A 24,118-nucleotide genomic window follows, 5' to 3' on the forward strand; every position below is an offset into this window, starting at 1 on the left:
TTCTGTGGTCATGCGACTTGTATCGCTGCTTGCGCTGACGACAACGTTGAGCTGGTGCACCGGCTGCGGCGGCGGTTCATCGACGGGGAACACGGCGCACCTCCAAGGCCAAGTCACCATCGGCGGCCAGCCGCTGCCTGCCGGAGCCGATGGAGCCATTACTTTTCGCACGAGCGCCGGCGCCGTCACGGTACCGATCGCGGACGGGAAGTACGATTCCCCCGCAACACCGAGGGGCGCTGTGAAGGCTTACTTCAGTATCAACAAGCCGACCGGCAAGACATACAAGAGCGCACGAACCGGGACCGACGTCGCAGAGACGGTCAGCATCGTTCCGGCTAGCGTGAGCAAGGGGATCGACGTGGAGGTGTCCAGCGATAGGGCGGACCAGAACTTCGATCTAGCGAGTTAGCGCGTTCGAGCGAGACGAGTTGCGTCGTCGAAGCGCGTCGCTTCGCCGTGGCGACTCAAGGAGAAATCGATGGTTCACGATCGTCAACGCAGTGCGGGATTCACGTTAGTGGAGCTGCTGGTGGTCATCGCGATCATCGGCGTGCTGGTGGCGTTGTTGCTGCCGGCCGTGCAAGCGGCGCGGGAGGCGGCGCGGCGCGGACAATGCCTCAACAATCAGAAGCAATTGTCGCTGGCGTTCTTAAACTACGAGAGCAGCAAGAAGGGTCTGCCGCCGATGGCGAAGTTCTGGTGGAACACAGCCACCGCGGGGCAAGAAAAGGGCTATCTGGACCTGTTCCCCGGCGGTCCCGGCGGCTGGTACGACGACCATGGTTGGTATCTGCCGATCATGCCCTATATGGAGCAGGCGGGGCTTTCGAACCTTGCCAACCCAAGCAAATCATTTAGCGATGCATCGAATCTGGCAGCGCGAACGGCGTTTGTGCCGATGCACCAGTGCCCCAGCGATATTGGCCTCCAACGCAATGAATGGGACGTTCCCACCTGGGCGCGCGTACGGTCGAACTACGTCGTGAACGCCGGCAACACGGTATACGGCCAACATGACTTGTCGACGGTCAACGTCCTCTTCGCGGGGGCGCCGTTCAGGCCACGGATCGATACGCCGCTTAACATGATCACCGACGGAACGTCGAATACACTAATGACTTCCGAGGTGAAGGTCCTTCCTGAGTCGGTGGCGTGGGGCGGGCCCTACTCGGATGCACAAACGGCGCTCGGCGGGCAAATCTTCACTGGTTGGAACACGCCAAATTCCGCTGCGGCGGATGCGCTTTGCCGGCAGGGGGAATGGATCAACAACGTGGAGAGTGGGTTCGCTCAACAGGGAATCCCCAAGCCGCTGACTGCGACGGTTACCGCTGCGGGCGACGTGACGCTCGGCCGGTTGGCTGGCGAGGCTATTCAAGATAGCAACGGCCACAAACAGCAACATATTGCTGCGCGGAGCCAGCATGCCGGCGGCGTCAATTCCTCGCGCTGCGACGGCTCGGTGAAGTACTACGCCGACGGGGTCGATCCGCTCTTGTGGCGGGCCCTCACCTCCGCGGCTGGCGATGAAACCGTGAGCGACGCCAACTGATGTCTAGCAACCTTGTTCATTCTCTTCGACTTGCAAGATGCATCGTGAGTCGATCTCCGATCGTGTTAACGCTCGTCGTGAGTTTCGCCGGCCAAATGAATGCCGGAGAAATCCAGGATCGAATCTCGCCGCAGATCGAACTCCAGGTCGCGCCATTTGAACCGGGCGACGTCAAATTGCTGCCGGGGCCCTACCGGCATGCGATGGAACTCGACGCTAAGTTCCTGCTCAGCCTCGATGCCGACCGTTTGCTCAGTTGGTATCGCAAGGAAGCCGGCCTGCCGGAGAAGGCGAAGAATTACGAGGGATGGGAATCGCAAGGGATCGCCGGGCACTCGCTCGGGCACTATCTTTCAGCCTGCGCGCGGATGAGCCGCGTTGCCGATGATCCGCAGTTTTGCGAACGGGTGGCGCACGTCGTGGCCGAACTCGCCGAATGCCAAGAGGCCAACGGCGACGGTTTTCTCGGAGCAATGCCGAACGGCAAGCAAGTCTTCAGCGAAGTCGCGCGCGGCGAGATTCGCTCAGCAGGCTTCGATCTCAATGGTTCGTGGGTCCCCTGGTACAACCTCCACAAACTATTCGCCGGCCTCATCGACGCCTACCGTTACTGCGGCAACGAACAAGCCTTGCGAGTCGCGTGCGGCTTAGCCGACTGGGCGAATAATGTCACCGCCAAGCTCACGCCCGAGCAGTGGCAGCAGATGCTCGCCTGCGAACATGGCGGCATGAACGAATCGCTCGCCGAACTTTACGCCCTTACCGGCAACGAAGCGTATCTCGAACTTGCGAAGAAGTTTTACCACACGCAGGTGCTCGATTCGCTCGCCGCGGAGCGTGACGAACTCGCCGGCAAGCACGCGAACACACAGGTGCCCAAAGCGATCGGCGTCGAGCGGATTTACGAGCTGACGGGCGACGAGCGGTACGCGCGGATCGCGCCATTCTTTTGGAAGACGGTTACCGAGAATCACACCTACGCCAACGGCGGCAACAGCGACAGCGAACATTTTGGCCCGCCGCGCCGGCTAAGCGATCGGCTTGGCCACGCCACCAGTGAAACGTGCAATACCTACAACATGCTGAAGCTGTCGTCGGCACTTTTCTGCCGTGATCCGCAGTCGGCGTACGCCGACTATATGGAGCGGGCGCTCTGGAACCACATCCTCGCCTCGCAGCATCCCGAAACGGGGCAGGTTTGCTACTACGTCTCGCTCCGTTCTGGCGACTTCAAGAAGTTCATGGGGCTGCTCGATTTCACCTGCTGTAACGGCAGCGGCATGGAGAATCATTCCCGCTACGGCGACGTCATCTACTTTCATTCAGGCGACGACGAGTTGTGGGTGAATCAATTCATTGCGTCGCAACTCGATTGGAAAGACGCGGACATTCGCGTGACGCAGGAGACGGAGTTTCCCCGCAGCGACGTAGTGCGGTTGAAGATCGCGACGGAGGAGCCGAAACGATTCACGCTTCATTTGCGCCATCCCCGTTGGATCAAGGGCGAGTTAGCGATCTCGCTGAATGGCAAGCCATTGAATGTCGAAAGTTCCGCGGGCGACTACGGAACGATCGAGCGGGAGTGGCGCGACGGCGACGTGATCGAGTTCCGTTTGCCGATGTCGCTGCGCAGCGAGCCGATGCCCGATCGGGCTAATCGCGTCGCCGCATTTTACGGTCCGATCTTGCTCGCAGGCGACATGGGAACGGCGGATAGCCGGCCTGAGGCGCCGATCATCGTGAGTGCGAGCGAGGCGGCCGGCGATTGGATCGCCGCGGAGAACGCGACGGTGCAGGATGCAAAGCAATCGCTTCGCTTCCGCACGCACCAAGCGAGCCAGCCCGAGAACGTGCTACTCAAACCGTTCTACGACACGTACGATCATCGCCACCTCGTCTACTGGGATCGCCTCACGCCCCCCGAGTGGGAAGTCCGCCGTGCCGAGATTGCCTCCGAGCACGCGCGGCTGCAGGAACTTGAGGCACGGACGATCGACCAGTTCGCGATCGGCGAGATGCAGGCCGAACGCGATCATCAGCTCGCCGGCGAAAAGTCGACGCCGCACGAATTCAACGGCCGCAAGTTGAGGCACGCTGTCGATGGCGGCTGGTTCGCGTTCGACATGGCGGTGTCACCCGACGCGGCGACCGACCTCGTCGCCACCTACTGGGGCAGCGAGTCGGGGCCGCGAGAGTTCGACGTGCTCGTTGACGGCGAGCGAATCGCCACGCAATCGCTCCATCAAGATCGGCCCGAACGGTTCTGGGATCAAATATATGAACTGCCGCAGAAGCTGACCGCAGGAAAACATCGCGTCAACATTCGCTTCTCCGCGAAGCCCGGCAACTACGTCGGCGGCGTGTTTGGCATCCGCACCGTCCGCCGCCAATCGACAGGCGCATCCAATCCACAGTAGTACTTAGTCGACCAATTACCTCTTTCTCCCATCTAGAGATACGCCATGAGAACCTCACCCGCCTTCGCGTTCGCTCTGGCGGCGATTCTTTGCTCCTCGCCTATCGCACGACTCGATGCCGCCGATGCGGTCTCCACGCCGGCTGGTTCTGTAGCGAAGCAACCGACGACCGTAAAAATTAACGCCGCTGAGCGCCGTCCCGACATCAATCCCTTCATCTACGCCCAATTCATCGAGCACCTCGGCCGCTGCATTTACGGCGGGATCTGGGCCGAGATGCTCGAGGATCGCAAGTTCTACTTTCCGATCACCGAGAACTACGCCCCCTACAAGTCGCTGGAGAAGACCGAGTTCCCCGTCGTCGGCGCCTCGCCGTGGCAAATCATCGGCGACGCGCAGGGCGTCACGATGGCGAAAGAAAAACCGTTCGTTGGCGAGCAGACGCCGCAAATCGCCGCAGGGCACGGCATCCGTCAGCGCGATCTCGGCGTGGTGAAGGGGAAGAAGTACATCGGCTACGCGTGGCTAAAGTCGGCGGGCGACAGACCGGCTGCCGTCGAAGTGGCCCTGAAGACGAGCGACGAGGCCAAGCCGGCTCCGCACAAGATTGCCAAGCTCACCGGCGATTACCAAAAGTATCCCTTCGAGTTCACCGCTGGTGCGACGACCGATCACGCGAATCTCGAACTCAACGCCATCGGTGAAGGGAACGTGCTCGTCGGCACGATCTCGCTGATGCCGGCCGATAACGTGAAGGGAATGCGGGCCGACACGCTCGCGCTGTTGAAGGAACTCGACGCCCCCATGTATCGCTGGCCGGGCGGCAACTTCGTGAGCGGCTACGACTGGCGCGACGGAATTGGCGATCGCGATCGTCGGCCGCCGCGCAAGAATCCGGCCTGGACCGGCGTCGAGCACAACGACGTCGGCCTCGACGAGTTCCTCATCTTCTGCCACGAGGTGGACGCCGAGCCGCTGATCGCCGTGAACACCGGCTTTGGCGACGATTACTCCGCCGCTCAAGAAGTCGACTATTGCAACGGCGCGGCCGACACGATTGGCGGCGAGTGGCGCGTGAAGAACGGCCACGCCGAACCGTACGGCGTGAAGTATTGGTGCGTCGGCAACGAGATGTTCGGCAACTGGCAGCTCGGCTACATGGCCCTGCCGCAGTACGCCCAGAAGCACAATCTCGTCGCGAAGGCGATGCTCAAGGCCGATCCAACGATCGAGCTGATTGGCGTCGGCAACTTCGATCCGAAGGATAACGCCAAGTGGTCGGAGGGGATGCTCAAAGATTGCCACGAGCATATGGATTACATTTCCGAGCATTTCTACCGTGGCCGGACGCCGTGGGGCGAGAAGACCCCCGCCGACGTCGCCCAGCATGTGGCGATGCTCAAAGAAGAGGTGAAGAAAAAAGCCGACGGCCATCGCGACATCCAGAAGCGGCAGGGACTGCTCCCGGATCGCACGATTCCGATCGTGATGGACGAGTGGAACTACTGGCACAACGACTACGTCTACGGCGAACTTGGCTGTGCCTACGACCTGGCCGACGCGCTCGGCGTCGCCGCGGGCCTTCACGAGTTCTTTCGGAATACCGACATCATTCGGATGGCTCACTACGCCCAGACGGTGAACGTCATCGGCTGCATCAAGACGACCAAGACCGATGCGTTCCTCGATACGACCGCGTATCCGCTGATGCTCTACCGCAAACACTTCGGCACGCAGCCGGTGGCGGTCGACTACGAGGCGGGCGAGCAACATCTCGACGTTGCCGCAGCGCTGAGCGAAGACGGCAAGACGCTAACGATCGGCGTCGTGAACCCCTCGAATAAACCCGCGCAGCTGAAGTTCGACGTCGCCGATCTGAAGCCGAGCCGAGCGGCGACGCAGTGGATCGTCACAGGCAAGGATCCCCGCGCGACGAACGACGCCGACAATGATCGGATCAGAGATGTGCAGAGCGACGTTGAGTTCGACGGCGACTGGGAAGTTCCCGGCTTCGCGTTCGGTATCTTGAGCGTTCCGCTGCAATAGCATGACTGTTTGAAGGACGCCGGGCCAACTCCCCACGTTGGCCCGGCGTTATGCATTTTCTCGCAGAGAGCAGGCAACATGATTTGTTATCGATCGATTGGTCGGCGTACCCTCGCGGGCGCGCTGCTGACGTTGGCGTTTGTTTGCAGCGCCTCCCCTGCCCTGGCGGCCGACCCGACCGGGTACGTTTACGCTTACTTCAAAGGGGGCTGGCCGACCGGCGGATTGAGCGGCGTCTTCCTCAGCTTTAGCACCGACGGGCTGAACTTTACGCCACTCAATAACGATCAGGCTGTCATCACGCCGCCGCAGGCGCCCGCGTTCCCCGCCGGCGAGAACCAAATGCGCGACCCGTCGGTCGTTCGTGGGCCCGACGGCAAATTCCACATGGTGTGGACCACCGGCATCACGACGAAGACGATCGGCTACTCCTCGTCCGACGATCTCGTCACCTGGTCGACGCCGAAGCGAATCGAGGTGTGGGGCGCCGGGACGAACGTCGCGAACACCTGGGCGCCCGAACTTTACTACGACGAAGAGCGGGAAAAATATCTCGTCGTCTGGGCGTCGAACCTCAACAACGGGCCGCACAAGCTTTACTCATTTACGACCAGCGACTTCAACACGTTCAGCCAGCCGAAGGAGTTTTATTACGCCGGCCAAACGGTGATCGACGGGATGATTGCCCGCGACGAAGCAAACGACCGCTATTTGATGGCCGTGAAGGATGAGCTGAACGGTTTCAAAAACGTTTGGCTAGCGACGAGCGATGAGGCTCAAGGGCCGTACGTGCGCGGCGCCGCGCCGATCATTGGGCCTGGCTCGGCGATCGAACCAAATGCGGTCGAAGGGCCCTCGATTATCAAAGTCGGCGATACCTGGCAGTTGCACTACGACGCGTATGGCGCCGGCTACCTTGGCGTGGCGACTTCCACCGATTTGCAGACGTGGGTCAATCGCACGGCCGAGGCGAAGCTGCCGAAGACAGGCGATCCGCATCATGGCACGGTCTTCGCGACGCCGGTTTCAGCGATCGGTTTCGACCTGCCGTTCGAGAAGAGCGATCTCAACAGCGACGGCGCCATCAACCTGCAAGATTGGTCGGTGTTCCGTGCGAATCATCTCACTGACCTGAGCGGACTGACGCCGGCGCAACGCGCGGCTCGCGGCGATCTCGACGGCAACGGCCGCATCGACTTTGCCGACTTCCGGCAGTTTCAGGCAGATTACAACTTCTTGAATGGCGCCGGCGCCTTTGCGACCATGCTGGCGAGTGTGCCGGAACCGGCGTCGGCCCCGATGCTGATGGGCGGGCTGGTGCTGGCCGGTTGGCATGCGCGGTTGCGGCAGTAGGTGATCATTTCATGTTGCACTGGCGATCACTCCTGCTCGTAGCGCTGTCGACTGTCGCTCTCCTCAGCGGAGAGCGCACGGTCATGGCCGTCTACTGGAATGCCGACCCCGCATTCGGCTCGGTCTCGGCCGGCGGACTAACGAATCGCCCGCTCTGGTTCGAGAACGTTCACGTCATCAACAACGGGACAAACAACACACGCGGCACGGCGATGCTGCTCGATTCGCAGTGGGCGCTCACCGTGCGGCACGTCGTGCAGAACGGCGGGAACTACGGCGCGATCGCTCCGGCGGGGCAGATCTCGGTCAATGTCCTCGGCACGGTCTACACGGGGAGCCAAGTCTTCACGCCCGACGGCGGTTCGGAGATGGCGCTAGTGCGGCTCACGGCGAACGTTCCCGGCGTGCAGCCGGCGGCGCAGCTGTTGAACTCCAGCTTTGACGAACCGGGCCGCATCTTGCACATCGGCGGCTACGGCCAGTGGGGGACGATTAACACGACCGGCGCCGGCGGTACGGTCACGGGGACGAGCAGCGGCGCGGTGAGCTTTCATCATGCCTACAACACCGGCACGATCGCCGGCAACGGGCAGATTCAGATCGTCGCGAACGGCGAGTCGCTGCTGTCGACCAATCGGCTTGTCGAAGGATTGGCGGGCCCTGGCGACAGCGGCGGCCCGATGTTCGGCTTTTACGGCACGAACTTCAGCTCGCAGGCCAGCGATCCGAGCCAATGGCGGATCGTCGGGCTCACTGCCACCAGCAGCAATCCGACCATTTGGGGCGGCGCTTCGCACTACACCCGCGTTGCCGCCTATCGAAACTGGTTGGTGAGCACGATCACGTCGCGCAGCGATCTGAACAACGACCGGCTCGTCGACGGCGCCGACTGGGAGCAGTTCAAACTCTACAACCTGACCGATCTCAGCGGCCTCACGCCGATCGAGCGGGCCGCGCGCGGCGATCTCACTGGCGATGGGTTCAACGACTTCGCCGACTTCCGCATGTTCCAGAGCGATTTCAATCTCATGCATGGCGAGGGGGCGTTCGCGGCCTTGCTGGCGAGCGTGCCAGAACCGGCAAGCGGGGCGCTGTTCGCGCTTGCTGCGTGCTGGTTGGGCGCACGTCGCCGTGCATTGGCCAGGGCTGCGCGGCGAACACTGCCGATCGCGCTCTTCGCCGCGACGGCGCTGCACTTAGGCCAACAGGAAACAGCGCAAGCCGATCCGCCCGGTTCTGGCTGGCATCTCATCCACGCCGACGAGTTCTCGACGGCGACAGTCGATCCGGTGAAGTGGGACACCGCCTACGCCTGGGGTCGTACGCACAACCACGACGCCTACATGCTCGATTCGAACGTGACGCAAAGCGGCGGCGTCCTCAGCCTCACCGCAACGCGCGAGGCGACGAACGGCAAAGGTTTTAGCTCAGGCGTCATCAGCTCGCACAACGACTTTCGCTATACCTACGGCTACGCCGAGATGCGAATCAAGATGCCGAGCAAGCGCGGTTCGTGGCCCGCCTTCTGGATGCTCGACGCCGGCTGGCCGCCGGAAATCGACGTCATGGAGTACCCACTGTTCGTCAACGAATCAATCAACGATCAGTACTACGCGAACAGCCACTGGTCGACCGGTTCGGGGAATGCCTCGAACGGCCAGTGGATCGATCGCAACGTCGACCTCGGCGCCGCGTTCCACACCTACGGGCTCGAGTGGACGAGCACGCAGCTGAAGTACTACTTCGACGGCGTGCTGGTGAAGACGGCGTCGAATCAGGCGTCGTTTCAGAATATGTACACGATCTTCAACTACGCCGTCGACGGTTGGCCGGGGGCTCCGTCGCTCGCGCAGTGGGCGGCCGGCTCAAGCGACGTGACGCAGGCCGATTGGTTTCGCGTGTGGCAAAAGCCGGCGAGCGTGCCCGACACCGCGTGGTCGTTGGGAACCGGCACTTCAGGGGCGTGGGACGCCGACGCCAATTGGTCGAACGGCCGCGCCCGCTACGAACGCCAGCGGGCGTACTTTGGCACAACGGCGGCGCGGCGGATGGCCGTCACCTGGAACGGCAGTCGCACCGTCGGCGAGGTTCATCTCGACGGCGCGACGGCGTACGTGCTTGGCGAAGCGGGGGGGGCCGTCGAGAGTCTCATGTTCGCCGATGCTCCCGATGGCTGGGCGCTGCTCGCGGTTGACGGCGGCTCGGCCGGCCATTTCATCAACAGTCGACTCGACGTTTGGTCGAACCTCGAGATCCGCCATAACGGCACGTCGCCGCTCCGCCTCCAGGGCGATCTCATCGGCCAAGCGCGGCCGAACGGCGACTCATCCACCGGCGGCATCGTGCTGTTCACCGGCGCCGGGCAAACGATCTTCGCCGGCAACGCCAGCGCGCAGCGCGACACGCGGTTGGAAAATGGCGCTAACGTGCAAGTCACGGGGCGTCTCTATCAGGAAAACACCGTGCAGCGCGGTTCGGCCATTCGCATCAGCGGCGGCTCGCGACTCGAACTACGCAACTTCCACGACAGCGGCGTCGCTGGCGGTACTCTGGGATTTTTGCCGAACGGTTCGAGTTCAATGTTCGTCAACGACGGCACGCTGGCGATCGCCGAGAATTCGCAATCGACGCGCTCGCTCACGATCCTTGCGGGTGGCGCGACAGTGGAAGCGAATGCCGCTTTCGAGTGGAACGACGCCGGCGCCGCTGACTTGGTTTCCTTCGACGGTGGGCGGCTCATACTTGCGGGCAGCGGCAGCGGCGTGTTGAACAAACAACTCAACGGTACGGGCAGGCTGACAAAGCGCGGCGTCGGCCGCTGGGAGTTGCGGAAGACGAACCTCTACCAAGGCGCGACCATCGTTGACGCCGGGACGTTGGAGGTGACGGGCGCCACGGGCGCCGGCGCCGTCAGCGTGGCGGCGGGAGCGACGCTTGGCGGGACGGGGCAGATTGCTGGACCGCTGACCGTGGCGGGCATCTTAGCGCCCGGCACGACGGCTGAATTCGCGGCGCTCCACGCGGGCGACGCATCGTTCGCGGTTGGCGGAGAGCTGCGCATCGAGATTAACGACCTCGCCGCCTTCGATTCGCTGGCTGCGACAGGGATGCTAACAATCGCTGCGGACGCCAAACTTAAAGTTGCGTTCGCGCCAGCGTCGGCGTATGTTCCCGCGGCAGGAGATGAGTTCGTCATCGCGACCGCGGCAGGCGGCGTGACGGGCGCGTTCGATCAGCTGGAGCTGCCGAGCGTCACCGGCCTCGCCTGGAATCTCGTCGCAGCCGAGAATAGTTTTACGCTGAAATTGACGGCGGCGATCTCCGCCGATTTTAATCTCGACGGCGTCGTCGATGGCGCCGACTTCCTCGTCTGGCAACGTGGCGCCAGCGTCGCCAGCGGCGGGGAGCCGAGCGACGGCGACGCCAACGGCGATGGGATCGTTGACGGAGCCGACCTCGAGGTCTGGCGGCAGCAGTACGGTGCGAGCGGGGCTTCGGCGGATGCCGCTGCGACCGTTGAGATTCCTGAACCAAGCGGCGCGGTGCTCGCTGTTCTCGCGCTCACAACACTCTCGCAACTCGGTGCGAATGGCCTGGGTAATCGCTACAATGTCCGCTCGTAGACGTTTCTCAGCGGACATCTTTTTCCACAGCGATCATCGACCATGGCTTCTCGCGAAGTGCTGCTGCTCGCCAGCGGCGACCAACGACTCTCCGCCAATCAAAACTGCTGGCCCGCTCAACACGAGATGGAGGAGCGGCTCACCGCTGCCGTCGCCGCGCTCGGCGGACAAATCCGTCGCGCTCATCCTTACAAGGAGGCGGAAGGTCACGGCTTCCTCGCCAGCCAACGAGAAGGAATGGAGACGTTCCGCTCGATCCCGCCCGACGCCCCGCTCATCGTCGCCGAGGCGGTGTGGCAATACTCGCACCACGTCCTCGCCGGGCTGACTACCCATCGTGGGCCAATCATTACCGTGGCGAATTGGTCCGGCCAATGGCCAGGGCTCGTGGGGATGCTCAACCTCAACGCGTCGCTCACCAAGGCCGGCGTGCGGTACTCGACTCTCTGGAGCGAAGACTTCACCGACGACTATTTCACCAGTCGGCTGAAGTCGTGGTTAGAGACTGGACGGTGCGACCACCGAATTGACCACGTGCATCCGCTGCCAGTGGAAGCTCTGAAGGGCGACGCCGCCGACGTGGGACGAAGGCTCGCCGAGGAACTCCAGCGCGACAAAGCGATCATGGGAGTGCTCGACGAAGGCTGTATGGGGATGTTCAACGCGATCATCCCCGATCATCTCCTCCACCGGACCGGCGTGTTCAAGGAACGCCTTAGCCAGTCGGCCCTCTACTACGAGTCTCTCCAAGTCGCTCCCGTCGAAGCGAAGGCGGTCTACGACTGGTTCCGCGAGCGCGGCATGCGGTTCCATTTCGGCTCCGATGGCGCTTCCGAATTGACCCAGGAGCAAGTCTTCCGCCAATGCCGGATGTATGTCGCGGCGGTGCGGCTCGCCGACGATTTTGGGTGCAGCCTCATCGGTATCCAGTACCAGCAAGGGCTCAAGGACTTGCTGCCAGCGAGCGATCTGGTTGAGGGAACGCTCAACAACGCCGATCGGCCGCCGGTTCGTAGTCGCGACGGCGGCCGCGAACTATTTGCCGGCGAGCCGGTGGTCCACTTCAACGAAGTCGACGAATGCGCGGGGCTCGACGGTCTCATTACCTACCGCGTGCAGCGCGCCCTTGGCCAACCGGTCGAAAGCACGCTACACGATATTCGCTGGGGCGACGTCGATCGCAGCGGCACGGTCGACGGTTACGTGTGGGTGCTGCTCATCAGCGGCGCCGCGCCGCCCGCGCACTTCATCGATGGGTGGGCGGGCGCCGAAGGGTTCCGCCAGCCGGCAATGTACTTCCCTAGCGGCGGCAGCACGCTCCGCGGCGTCTCGCGACCGGGCGAGATCGTCTGGTCGCGAATTTACGTGGCCGACGACGCCCTTCACATGGATCTCGGCCGCGGGACGGTGGTCGAGTTGCCGGCCGAAGAAACCGAACGCCGTTGGCAAGCGACGACCTACCAGTGGCCGATCATGCACGCTCAACTTCACGGCGTCAGTCGCAACCAGCTGATGGCGAAGCACCAGTCCAATCATATTCAGGTCGTCTACAGCGACGACGCGTCGGCGGCTGATCGGACGTTGCAAGCGAAAGCAGCGATGGCGCTCGCACTTGGAATTCGCGTGAATCTTTGCGGAGTTACGCTGTAACCGATAGCCTAGTCCATCCGCAGTTTCGAATTTACGTTCCCGGTTTCTTTTCGGCCGGGATGCCAAGTTCGATCGAAATGGCAATCAACTGCGGAAACGTATCGGCTCCCAGCTTCGACATGATCCTTGATCGCCGATTCTCAACCGTGCGACGGCTGACGTTCAGATCGTCGGCGATCTGCTTGTGATCGCACCCTTGCACGATTAATTCCAAAATGTGGCGCTCGCGCAGGCTCAACTCGCTGTATTGCTCGAGTAAGGACCGACGACGTTCGTACGCAGCGCGCTGTACTGAGTCGCGCGCGAATGCGGCGTGGATCGCTTCCCATAGCGACGTCTCAGAAAAGCAATGCTTCTGCAGGTAGGCGTCGACGCCTAGTTGCATTGCACGAACGGCTGGGGGCACGGCGTTGCAATCAGTGACCACGATGACAGGCAACGCGTCGGGAAGCGAGGTGAGATGTTCCAGCGTTCCGAGGCCGGTGTACGCCGGGGCTGGCAATGCGAGAATCAGGCAGCCGCGACGATTCGTACCGGCCTGCTCCAGGTACTCCGCCGGCGAGCCGAATGAAGCGGCGACGAACCCCATCGAGACGACAAGCTTCTCTAACGAGTTGCGCGAATCGGCGTTGCTGTCGACGATGTGAGCGGCAGGCTGAAAATCCACCAACGATATCCTATGAGTGCTAAACGCCTAGCGGCGTCGGCGGCGCGGAGCGATGGCGCGGCTGGGCCGTGCTCGCTTGAGTCTATCGGCGGAAGAGAGGAGCGGGACTGCAGCCGCGCATGCCTACCGGCGCCCGTCATGGGGCGTTCGGTGCATCGGCATGCAGGAGCCTTCGCTCTCCCTTGTCCGACGGTCAATGGCGTCATGGTAGACGGGAGAGACTAAAAATTGAAATTGCCATCTCCACGGGAAGAACGTGTTCTTCCACTTGTGAAATGAGAAGTGCAATTGTCGCCATTCTCGACGCCCAAACATCCTCAAAAAACGCAACGTCAGGTGGGCGTTTGCCGCATCGCCGACGCACGTTGGCCGCCGTCTAGATATGCGCGCCTGCCTCAAGGGCAATCCGCACCAAGTCGGCGAGCGTTTCGACCTCCAGCTTGTGCATCACCCGCGCGCGGCGATCTTCCACGGTGCGGCGGCTGACGCCCAGATTCGCGGCGATCGACTTGTTCGCCTCGCCCTGGAGCACCTGGTCGAGAACCGCACGCTCGGCCGGAGTTAGCTGGGCGAACCGCCGATCGATCGATTCCTTGCGGAAAAACGCGGTTCGGGTGCGAGCGTCTTGCTCCAGCGCCCGTTGGATCGCGTCGTACAGTTCCGACTCCTGAAACGTTTTCTGCAGAAAGTCGACGGCGCCCATCCGCATCGCGCGAAGAGCGGTGGGAACCTCGGCATGCCCCGTCATGATGATGACGGGGGGGCTGAGAGGGAGGCTGGCGAGACGCTCCTGCAGGGCTAGCCCGCTCGTTCGCTGCATCCGGACGTCGAGAATTAGGCAGCCAGGCGTCTGCGGATCAAACTGCTCCAAGTACGCATCCGCGGACGCAAAGGTCTGGACGCGAGCGCCCATCGAATTCACTAGAACTGCGAGCGAACCGGCAAACTCGGCGTCGTCGTCGATGATGCAGACCAGTGATTCAGCAGGCATAAAAACGCCGGTCTTCGTAGCAAACCGGTCTTCGTGGCGAACTTGATGGAGCGGGGAAAAGCCGCGGCAGAGCGTCTCGCTCCGCTGGGGTGCCGTTGATTCTGATGATCGCATGCGAAAGGGAAATGTCCAGACAAGTTTCCGCGAGTCGTTGGGTGGTTTGCGACTACGGAATCCCGTCGGGCTGTAGGTCGCACGGGCTCGCCCGCCATTTCCGGTAACGCGTTTCACGATAAGGGCTACCTCATCCGGCGCTTGCCGTGAAAAATCGCGGGCGAGCAGGCTCACTGGGGTCCTCCCGTGACCGCGCCTCAGGCACGTCTGGCGTCGAAATCAGATCGTCGTCACCAAGTTCGCGGCACTCAGTAGCGGACCGATTCCGCCTGCAGTGATGAGTTGCATTGATGTGACTAGGGGATTCACTCCACGGCGACCCGCGTCGGTCAAGTTGCCGGTCTCCGCACGTGATGAGCCAGCGCGCTGCGTCTTGCCGTACTTCGTGCGTGATCGCGCACCGCGCGACGTGCGGATGTGTGCGAGCCAATCTTCGACGCCGCCGTCTTGTATCGACTGTGTCGCGCGAAGTCGGCTGGGAGCTTCAGCGCACGGGAACCCACAAAATAAATATCACGCGTGCATTCGGGATTCCGTTAGCAATGTGAGCCTTATGTTTCGACAGGCAAGGGGAAGCGAACGCACGCTTCGACGTTTGCCGCAACGCATGGAAACCGCAGGCGTCGGCTAGCCGGCGCGCGGCGGACGATGTGCGCGATGATCGAACGGCGGTTGCTGGCGACTGCAGCCGGCAGCTAACCAACACAGGGGCGAAACATGTCGAACAGCGAGGTCAAACTGGCGCCGCAGAGTCAACGGCAGGCGGATGCGGGGACGATTCAGGTCGTCAGTTTCAGATTGGCGAACGAAGAGTACGGAATCGAGATCACCAAGGTGCAGGAGATCATCTTGGTCGGCGAAATCACGCGCGTGCCGCAAACGTCACCCTACATCAAAGGCTTGATCAATCTGCGCAGTACGGTCATTCCGATCGTCGACCTGCGGCTGCGGTTCGGCATGGCTGAGGAAGCGGCCACCGACGAAACGCGAATCATGGTGATGAACGTCGGCGGCAAGACGACGGGCATCATCGTCGACGCGGTCAGCGAGGTGCTGCGGATTTCGAAGGATCAAATGGCTCCGCCGCCGCCGACTGTCTCGGGGCTCGGCCGCGACTATTTGACCGGCTTGGCGAAGCTCGACAAGCGGCTACTGATCTTGCTCGACGTCGATCGCCTGCTATCGGACGTTTCGTCGGCGACGCAAATGGTCGCGTAGTTAACTCGCAACGAACACCGAAATTTTCCCACAAATCACACAGTTTCCAATTCGAGGAATCACTTTCATGGTCGCAACAGCGAAGGCCCCCCGTAACGGCAAATCAGTCGCTTCTAGCAAGAAGGGCTTGAGCGAACTTGACTTGATGCGCGAACAGTTCGCCGACTACGCCAACCAAATCAAGGCAATCAGCGCTGCGCAAGCGGTGATTGAGTTCGAACTCGACGGCACGATCATCACGGCGAACGACAACTTCCTGAAGACGCTCGGCTACAGTCTCGACGAGGTCAAAGGGAAGCATCACAGCATGTTCGTCGATCCGGCGTACGCCCGGTCGGTGGAGTACGCCCAGTTCTGGGCCAAGCTGAATCGCGGCGAGTCGGACGCCGGCCAATACAAGCGTTTCGGCAAGGGTGGCAAGGAAGTCTGGATCCAAGCTCGCTACAGCTCCTTGGTCGACGCGCAAGGTAAAGCGTACAAGGTCGTGAAGTACGCCTCGGACATCACGGACAAGGTCGCGATGGAAGAGAAGAGCCTCGACTACGCGAACCAGATTGCCGCGATCAGCGCCGCTCAGGCGGTGATCGAGTTCCAACTCGACGGCACGATCGTCGCCGCCAACGACAACTTCTTGAAAGCGGTCGGCTACAGTCTCGACGAAATCAAAGGCAAGCATCACCGGATGTTCGTCGATCCAAACTACGCCCGTTCGGTCGAGTACTCTCAGTTTTGGGAGAAGCTCAATCGCGGCGAGTCGGACGCCGGTCAGTACCAACGCTTCGGTAAGAATGGTAAGGAAATCTGGATCCAAGCTCGTTACAGTTCGCTGCTGAACGCCGCAGGCAAGCCGTACAAGGTAGTGAAGTACGCCTCGGACATCACCGAGCAGATCCGCCTGCAGGAAGCTCAGAAAGAGCAAGAGCAGCGCGATCGCGAAGCTCAGGCCGAGCTGCGTCGCAAGGTCGACGAGATTCTCGTGGTCGTGAACGCCGCTTCGAACGGCGATCTGACGAAGCCGTTGACCGTGGACGGCAACGACGCCGTCGGCGAGCTGGCCAATGGCTTGCGAAAGATGACGACCGACCTGCGGGGCGTGATCATGCAGGTGATTGAAGGCGCCGCGCAGTTCACTGAAGGCGCTCGCGTTGTGTCGGAAAGTGCGCAGACGCTGGCCCATGGCGCCCAAACGCAAAGCGCGTCGGTCGAAGAGATGAGCGCCACCATCGAAGAGCTGACCCGCAGCATCGAGGCGGTCAAAGAAAACGCGACCGGCGCTAGCGGCGTCGCTCAGCAAACCAGCGCCCTCGCCGGCGACGGCGGGGCCGCGGTTCGTAAGAGCGTCGAAGCGATGGAGCGGATCAAGACTTCGTCGACGCAAATCTCGGAGATCATCCAGGTGATCTCAGAAATCGCGAGCCAAACGAATTTGCTCGCTCTCAACGCGGCCATCGAAGCAGCCCGCGCCGGCGAGCATGGCCTTGGGTTCGCGGTCGTCGCTGACGAAGTCCGCAAGTTGGCTGAGCGTTCGAGCGAAGCTGCTAAGGAGATCTCGGCGTTGATCAAGGAATCGACCCAACGGGTGAGCGAAGGCGCCACGCTGAGTGCTCAAACGGGCGAAGCCTTGGCGAAGATCATCGACAGCGCTGAGTCGACCGCGAAGAAGATCACTGAAATCGCCACCGCGGCTGTCGAACAAGCTCAGAGCGCCGTCGAAGTGTCGAAGGCGATTCAGATGATCTCGCAGGTGACCGAGCAATCGGCCGCCGGCAGCGAGGAAATGGCCTCGAGCAGCGAAGAACTCGGCGCCCAAGCGGCGTCGCTCCGCGAACTGGTCTCGGGCTTTAAGGTGAACTAGTGACGAGTTGCGAGAACATGCGAGCAGCGGGCTGAGACGATCGTCTCAGCTCGCTACTCGCAACTCGCCGCTCGAAACCTTCCCTGGAATTGAATGATGCTTTCGACTCCCGCCAACACGCTACCCTCTCACTTGCCGACCGTCATCGACGTGACGCCTAAGCAGCTGGAGAACTATGCGAAGCTGATCTACGAAAAGATCGGCGTCACGATTTCGCCGCAGAAGACGACGCTTCTGTCGAATCGGCTGCGGCGTCGGCTGCGGGCGACGGGTCTCGCGTCGTACGACGACTACTACAAGTTGTTACGAGGCGCAGCGACGAGCGATCCGGAATGGGAAGCGTTCTTACAGGAAGTGACGACGCACGAAACATATCTGTTTCGTGACGAGAATCATTGGAACTGGCTGCGCGATACGTTCGTTCCCGAAATGGTGGCCGAGCAAAAGGCCGGCAAACGCAAAGCGACGCTTCGCGTCTGGTCGGCAGCATGCAGCACCGGCGACGAGGCAACGACGATTGCCTGCTGCTTGGCCGATCGCCTCCCCGTGATGCCAGCCTGGCAGGTCGAGATCCTCGGCACCGACGTCGGCGCTGGGGCTGTCGCTCAGGCTCGACTTGGTGCGTTCAGCGAGCGTGCGATGCGGCTGGTTCCCAAAAACTACCGTCAGCGGTACTTCGAAGCAGGGACCGGCGGCGCGTGTGCGTCGCTCAAAGCGGCCTATCGCAAGCTGCTCCGCTTCGAGACCCACAACTTGCTCGAACCGCTCAGAGAAATGCCGTTCGACTTGGTGGTCCTCAAGAACGTGCTGATCTACTTCGACGCCGAGTCGAAGAAGCGGGTGCTGTCGCAGATCAAACGCGTGCTGTGGCCAGGCGGTTACCTCATCACCGGCGCCGCGGAGGGTGTGTCCGAGTTGGTGAGCGAGTTTGAGTCGACGAGCGGCTGGCTTCATCGCTGGCCAGGGACCAAGTAAGTCGATCGGTACGAACGGACCGCGAATACGGCGAACGTTATGAGCAACAACGATCAAATGATGGACGAAATCCTCGGCGACTTCCTCGATGAGTCGACCGAGTTGCTGCAGACGCTCAATGCGCGCTTGCTGCAATTGGATGAGTTCACGCAAATCCCTGCTCCGTCGCGGCCCGCGTACCCCTGCCCCGACCTGCTGAACGAAATGTTTCGCGCGGCCCACAGTCTCAAAGGGCTGTCGGGTATGCTGCGGCTCGACAATGTGAACGGCCTCACCCATCGGATGGAGAATCTGCTCGATGCGGCCCGCAATTCAGAGCTGACGGTAACGGCTGAGACGGTCGACGTCTTCTTTAAGGCTGTCGATCGGCTCGAAGGGATGATCGAAGCGCTCCGCGCCGAGGAAGAGGATGGCGGCGATTCGCAGGAAGTGATCGAAGCCATTGAACGGATGTTGGCCCGCGAGGGGGTGCTCAAGGAACTTGCTTCGGCGGAAGAGATTGAACGCCGTTTCGCTCAGGGTATGGCCGAGGCCGCGGAAGCCACGAGCGTTGTCGTTGCCGAGGGCGAGATCGAAATCGACGGCGGCGTCACTCGCGTGAGCGTCACGCAAGTTTCGACGTTGCCGATGATCGACAACAGCGACGATCCGCTTGCCGATGTTCGCGACGACGAAGACATTCCGCCTAAGTATCTGGCGATCTTTCTCGATGAGAGCGAGCTAACGCTCGACGATCTCTCAGAAATTTTGGTCGGCGGACCAGACGTCGCCGCCAATGAGCCGCTGCTGGTCAACTGTCACCGGATCAAAGGCTCGGCGTCGTCGATTGGCCTCCATCGCGTCGCGCGACTCGCGCACCGTATGGAAGACATCGTCCAAGATTGTCGCCGGCAGCAGCGGCCTGTGCCGACTGAATCGGTCGACGCGATGCTGCGGTGTGCCGACGCGATCCGCGCTTTTACAGGCGGCCTTCGCACCGGCGTCGCGACAGATTGGTTGAGCAGCGCATACCAGAATCTCATGGCAAGCGGCGGGGCTGGCTATGCCGACGGCGCTGCGTGCGAAATCGCGCTGGCTCCTTGCGAGGAATGCGGCGATGCCCATTTGCCGCTCGCCCGCGCGGCGTTCCCGCGCAACGGCCAAGGCTTTGTCGGCCATGTGAAGTTCGAGACCGAACTCCCGCTCAGCGAACTGAAAGCGATCTTGCTGGTCGATCGGCTCCGCGGCCTGGGGTCGTTCTGCTACTGTCATCCCGACGAATCCGACATGGTGCGGATGAACGGCGTGGCGTGCCTGACCTTCGGCTTGTCGACGAGCGAATCGTTGGAAGAAATGCGTCGCACGCTGACCGTCGACGGCGTCGCCGAGGTAAAACTCGCGGCCGTGATCAACCTGTCGAAGGCCTGCGAAACGACCGCCTTCGCCGTGGAGACCGACCGTTCCAGCGATGACGCGGTGGTGACGACGCGCGACCTCACCCCTGCTCGCGGACCTGCGGCCGAGAGTGGCGGCGACGCGGGCGATGGCGAAACTCGCTCCAGCGGCAAGTCGAAGCCAGCGGAGACGCTGCGAGTCGACATCGACCGACTCGATCAATTGATGAACCTAGCCGGGCAGCTTGTCATCAATCGCGCCCGCTTCGGGCAGATTGGCGCCAAGCTCAAAGGCTTCTCGACGATCAAGTCGACGCTCAACACCGTGACTTCGGCCCATCGTTGTGCGACGCGGCTGACGACTGGGTTCGATGAATACATCGGAGCCCAGTCGTCGCCGGAACTCGATGAACTGCGAATGATCGCCGGCCAGATGCGAGACGACCTTGAGTCGTTGCAGCACGACTTGGGTCAGCTTTCGCACATGCGAACGGCGCTGAACGATCTGTCGGAGGCGGTCCACCAACTCGATCGCGTTTCCGACGGCATTCAGAACACGGTGATGGACACCCGCATGGTGCCGATCGGCCCGTTGTTCATGCGGTTCAAACGCGTCGTCCGCGACCTGACGCGCACGAGCAACAAGCAGATCGAACTCGTGATCATGGGCGAGTCGACCGAACTCGACAAACGCATGATCGACGAGCTCGGCGACCCGTTAATTCACTTGATCCGCAACTCGGCGGATCACGGCATCGAAAGCCCCGAAGCGCGGATCGCCGCTGGCAAGAATCCACAGGGGACGATCACCCTCAATGCGTTCCATCGGGGCAACCGAATCGTCATTCAAATCACCGACGACGGCAAAGGCCTCGACGCCGACCGAATTCTTGCGAAGGGCATCGCCAAGGGATTGGTGAAGGAGAGCGACGCCGAGCGGATGACGCCGCAGCAGATTTACCAACTCATTTGGAATCCGGGCTTCAGCACTGCCGAGAAGGTGACGGAAGTCTCTGGCCGCGGCATGGGCATGGACATTGTGCTGTCGAAGGTCGAAGGGCTCAACGGCGCCATCGAACTCCGCAGCGAGCCTGGGAAAGGCACGACGTTCGAAATCAAACTCCCGTTGACGATGGCGATTCTGCCAAGCTTGCTGATTGTCATCGACGGCGACGTGTTCGCGATTCCAGTCGAGTCGGTCGTCGAAATCGTCCGCGTCTCCGCCGCAGAGATTGGCACGGTGCACGGGCAACGAACGGCGCGAGTTCGCGATCGAGTCGTGTCAGTGATCGACCTGAACGACGTATTCGTGTGGAACCAACCAGCCGCGAATGCTTCAGCCGCCAACGAACGATCGGCGAGCGAGGATCAGACGCTGGTGATCGTCGGCGTCGAAGGGAGCGAGCTAGGGTTACGCGTCGACGCGCTCCTCGGCGAGCAAGACGTCGTCATCAAATCGCTGGAAGAGAACTTCGAGAACGTCGGCGGCGTGGCGGGGGCGAGCATCCTAGGCGATGGGCGAGTTTCCTTGATTCTCGACGTTGGCTCGTTGCTCACGATGTCGCAGCAAGGCCTACGCTCTCTGGAAGTAGAAGAAACCGTCGCTGTCTAAGCGAACCATATTTGGAACATTGTCAGACAACTGCAGGAACGAGAACGTGACCGCGAACGTTATCAAAAGCACGCAAGCCAAGTTGGCCTGGGAACAGGTCTTTGCGCCGGCGATCGAAAAGGCTTCCTCCGCCATGAGCGCTTGGACGCACGGCGAGGTAACGCTCGCGCTCGACGAAGTCCGCGAAGCGGCTGTCGAGGACGTCGCGCTGACGCTTGATCTCACCGACGATCTGTCGACGCTGGTGATGCTGGCCGTCGGCGGCGACCTAGGCGGACAGCTGATCCTCACGTTTGATCGCCCGAATGCCTGCCGGCTGATCGAGTCACTGTTGAGTCGTCCCGTTGATTCAGACGCGGCCTGGGGCGATCTCGAAATTTCCGCCCTGCAAGAAACGGGCAACATTCTCGGGTCGGCTTACCTCAACGCGATGACCGCGCTGACTGGCCGCCGCTTCTGGCCATCGCCGCCGCTGGTGACAGAGGACTACGCGATGAGCGTCGTCGAGCAGGCAGTGATGTCGCAAGCGATGACCGAGGACCGCGTTCTACTCTGCCGCACGCGTTTTTCGCGACTTGGGCAGCGCGTGGAGTGGAACTTAATCTTCGTGCCGTCGCCAGAGCTGTTGGAGCTCCTCCGCGACACGGCGGCGACGTTGTAACGAACATCAGGCAGAAGAAAGAACACCAAAGAAGCGACTTGATCGAATGACCGCTACGCTCACAACTCGACGCCCCGAAGCCATGGTCGGCATGGGCCAGATCGCCGTCTTGATTGGCGACGAACGGGCCAGCGCTGTCCTGGGATCGTGCGTTGGCGTGGCGCTCTACGACGAGAAACGCAAGCTCGGCACGCTGGCCCACATCGTGCTGCCGAGCTCGGCAGGCCGACCGGGACTGCCGGGCAAGTTCGTCGACACGGCGATCGTTTGGATGCTGAACGAATTGAAATCGCGCGGCGCCGACCCGCGTCGGCTCACGTGCAAACTCGCCGGCGGGGCGACGATGTTCGCATCGAACGGCCCGTTCCAGATCGGCCAACAGAACATCGACGCGACGCGGCAAACGCTGCAAGCTGCGAACGTGCGAATCGTGGCGGAACATTTAGGCGGCTCCAAAGGACGCCGCATTACCTTTGATTGCGAAACATTCGCCGTCGTCGTCGAAACGGCGGGCGAGACGAGTGCAAAATTGTAGCGCTGTTGCGCTGTGAGTCTGACCGAGGAATGGAATTATGAGCCATACGTTGCTGGTGACCGACGATTCAATGATCGTCCGGGAGATGATCAAAGACTTGGCCGCCGAAGCCGGCTGGACGGTCGTCGGCGAAGCGGTCAACGGCCAGCAGGCGATCGAGAAGTATCAGGAACTGCGGCCTGATGCGATGACTCTCGATTTGGTCATGCCCGATTACGACGGTCTGCACGCCCTCCGCGGCGTGCGGGCGCTCGATCCGCGTGCAAAAGTCTTGGTGGTCAGCGCGATCGACCAAACCGACGTGCTGCAGGAAGCCTTCAAACTGGGAGCGGCCGACTTCATCGTGAAGCCGTTCGCCAAAGAGCGGGCGCAACGCGCCCTCGCGACGTTGTTCGGCGAGAAGCCGATTGTCATCCACGAAACGGCGGTTTCCGCCGGAGGTGCGAAATGAACTGGTCCGCCTCCCTGCCCTCCGAAAACGCGATCCTGCTGCAAAGCGGCACGAACGAAGTCGAGGTGCTCGTCTTCCGCGTCGGGGGCTTTACGCTTGGCATCAATGTGGCGAAAGTCCGCGAGGTGCTGACCTCGCCGCGCACCACCGCCCTGCCCGACTCGCACCCTTCGATTTGCGGGTGCTTTCGGCTGCGCGACTCGGTGATTCCCTGCCTGTCGCTGCATCAGCACTTGAATGAACCGCCGTCTTGCCCGCCCGAAGAGGCCGTCGTCATTCTCACTGAATTCAATCAGCACCAAATCGGCTTCCTCGTCGACGTCGTCGAACGGATCCACCGCATTAGTTGGACGCAAGTCCTCGCTTCGCCGGCGATCGTCGCCCAGTCGAAGGCGCCGGTGACGGCTGTGAGCCAAATCGACGGGCGGTTGGTGCTAATGCTCGATTTCGAAATGATTGCCGAGCAAGTCGCGCTCGGCGAATCGATTGGTAGCGCCATTGCTAACGACCTCGGCGTGGAACGGGCCAGCAAGCGCGTGGTCGTCGCCGATGATTCCGTCACCGCCCGCAACGCGGTCGAGAACACGCTCCGGCAGAGCGGCTACCAGGACGTGCAGCTGTTCGTGAACGGCGCCGAGGCCTGGAATTGGCTGGCTGCCGCGGCCGACTCGCGCGGCGATCAACCGCCGGTTGATCTGGTGATCAGCGACGTCGAAATGCCGCAAATCGACGGGTTCCACTTGACCAAGCGCATCAAGGATCATCCGCAACTGCGCGAGATCCCGGTATTGCTTTATTCCTCGATCCTCACGCCCGACAACGCTAAGAAGGGCAAGGCCGTCTCGGCGGACGCTCAGATCGCCAAGCCGGAACTTCATCGCGTCGTGGAGATGGCGGACAAACTGATTTTTGCGGCTCAGGAGAAACGTTCTGCTCCCGGAACCGTCGCTGAGAAACGCGAGCTGGCGGGAGCCAGATAGCAGCTTCCGTAAAATGAAGGAACTGCGGGCTGAGAAGGTAAT

General features: G+C 61.7%; 17 protein-coding genes. 15 read left to right on the forward strand and 2 right to left on the reverse strand.

What is annotated here, in order from left to right:
- The first annotated feature begins 10 nt into the window (after window positions 1-10).
- The 7 genes from ACQY7R_RS24125 to ACQY7R_RS24155 all read left to right on the forward strand — a co-directional run bounded on the left by ACQY7R_RS24125 (window position 11) and on the right by ACQY7R_RS24155 (window position 12,644).
- Window positions 11-412 (forward strand): hypothetical protein, encoded by a 402-nt coding sequence (locus ACQY7R_RS24125; RefSeq protein WP_428308106.1) that lies wholly within the window; start codon window positions 11-13, stop codon window positions 410-412.
- A gap of 69 nt (window positions 413-481) precedes the next feature.
- Complete coding sequence (locus ACQY7R_RS24130) at window positions 482-1,555, forward strand: DUF1559 domain-containing protein (RefSeq protein WP_428308107.1); 1,074 nt, start codon at window positions 482-484, stop codon at window positions 1,553-1,555.
- Between the two features lie 44 nt (window positions 1,556-1,599).
- Entirely contained in the window at window positions 1,600-3,972 is a 2,373-nt protein-coding gene (locus tag ACQY7R_RS24135; RefSeq protein WP_428308108.1) for a beta-L-arabinofuranosidase domain-containing protein, read from the forward strand.
- Between the two features lie 45 nt (window positions 3,973-4,017).
- Window positions 4,018-6,018: an alpha-L-arabinofuranosidase C-terminal domain-containing protein gene (locus ACQY7R_RS24140; protein WP_428308109.1), complete on the forward strand. Its 2,001-nt coding sequence runs from the start codon at window positions 4,018-4,020 to the stop codon at window positions 6,016-6,018.
- A 78-nt stretch (window positions 6,019-6,096) separates the two neighbouring features.
- On the forward strand, window positions 6,097-7,371 hold the full coding sequence (locus tag ACQY7R_RS24145) for a family 43 glycosylhydrolase (protein ID WP_428308110.1): 1,275 nt from the start codon (window positions 6,097-6,099) through the stop codon (window positions 7,369-7,371).
- 11 nt (window positions 7,372-7,382) lie between these two features.
- The gene (locus ACQY7R_RS24150; protein WP_428308111.1) at window positions 7,383-10,994 is read left to right on the forward strand and encodes a family 16 glycosylhydrolase; all 3,612 of its coding nucleotides are present in this window, start codon (window positions 7,383-7,385) and stop codon (window positions 10,992-10,994) included.
- Window positions 10,995-11,036: 42 nt separating this feature from the next.
- Window positions 11,037-12,644 carry a fucose isomerase gene (locus ACQY7R_RS24155; protein WP_428308112.1) on the forward strand — a complete coding sequence of 536 codons (1,608 nt, stop codon included), beginning with the start codon at window positions 11,037-11,039 and terminating at the stop codon, window positions 12,642-12,644.
- Between the two features lie 31 nt (window positions 12,645-12,675).
- Here the strand turns inward: ACQY7R_RS24155 and ACQY7R_RS24160 are convergent, their stop codons facing one another.
- Together ACQY7R_RS24160 and ACQY7R_RS24165 are read right to left on the reverse strand one after the other, a co-directional pair.
- The gene (locus ACQY7R_RS24160) at window positions 12,676-13,311 is read right to left on the reverse strand and encodes a response regulator transcription factor (RefSeq protein WP_428308113.1); all 636 of its coding nucleotides are present in this window, start codon (window positions 13,309-13,311) and stop codon (window positions 12,676-12,678) included.
- Between the two features lie 376 nt (window positions 13,312-13,687).
- Window positions 13,688-14,302: a response regulator transcription factor gene (locus ACQY7R_RS24165; protein WP_428308114.1), complete on the reverse strand. Its 615-nt coding sequence runs from the start codon at window positions 14,300-14,302 to the stop codon at window positions 13,688-13,690.
- Between the two features lie 831 nt (window positions 14,303-15,133).
- On the opposite strand from ACQY7R_RS24165, the gene ACQY7R_RS24170 reads away from it, so the two are divergent.
- From ACQY7R_RS24170 to ACQY7R_RS24205, 8 genes are all read left to right on the forward strand, one after another.
- Window positions 15,134-15,634, forward strand: coding sequence for a chemotaxis protein CheW (locus ACQY7R_RS24170; RefSeq protein ID WP_428308115.1), 501 nt, complete (start codon window positions 15,134-15,136; stop codon window positions 15,632-15,634).
- Between the two features lie 67 nt (window positions 15,635-15,701).
- On the forward strand, window positions 15,702-17,489 hold the full coding sequence (locus tag ACQY7R_RS24175) for a methyl-accepting chemotaxis protein (protein WP_428308116.1): 1,788 nt from the start codon (window positions 15,702-15,704) through the stop codon (window positions 17,487-17,489).
- Window positions 17,490-17,585: 96 nt separating this feature from the next.
- A complete protein-coding gene (locus ACQY7R_RS24180) occupies window positions 17,586-18,464 on the forward strand; it encodes a CheR family methyltransferase (RefSeq protein ID WP_428308117.1) in 879 nt (292 codons plus the stop codon).
- 39 nt (window positions 18,465-18,503) lie between these two features.
- Window positions 18,504-21,449: an Hpt domain-containing protein gene (locus ACQY7R_RS24185; RefSeq protein WP_428308118.1), complete on the forward strand. Its 2,946-nt coding sequence runs from the start codon at window positions 18,504-18,506 to the stop codon at window positions 21,447-21,449.
- A 46-nt stretch (window positions 21,450-21,495) separates the two neighbouring features.
- Window positions 21,496-22,110, forward strand: coding sequence for a chemotaxis protein CheC (locus ACQY7R_RS24190; RefSeq protein ID WP_428308119.1), 615 nt, complete (start codon window positions 21,496-21,498; stop codon window positions 22,108-22,110).
- Between the two features lie 46 nt (window positions 22,111-22,156).
- On the forward strand, window positions 22,157-22,645 hold the full coding sequence (locus tag ACQY7R_RS24195; RefSeq protein ID WP_428308120.1) for a chemotaxis protein CheD: 489 nt from the start codon (window positions 22,157-22,159) through the stop codon (window positions 22,643-22,645).
- 37 nt (window positions 22,646-22,682) lie between these two features.
- A complete protein-coding gene (locus ACQY7R_RS24200) occupies window positions 22,683-23,096 on the forward strand; it encodes a response regulator (RefSeq protein ID WP_428308121.1) in 414 nt (137 codons plus the stop codon).
- Entirely contained in the window at window positions 23,093-24,076 is a 984-nt protein-coding gene (locus ACQY7R_RS24205; RefSeq protein WP_428308122.1) for a chemotaxis protein, read from the forward strand. Before ACQY7R_RS24200 ends, ACQY7R_RS24205 begins: the two co-directional genes overlap by 4 nt.
- The last annotated feature ends 42 nt before the right edge of the window (window positions 24,077-24,118 follow it).

The sequence above is a fragment of the Lacipirellula sp. genome, from assembly GCF_965279485.1.
GTDB lineage: Bacteria > Planctomycetota > Planctomycetia > Pirellulales > Lacipirellulaceae > Lacipirellula.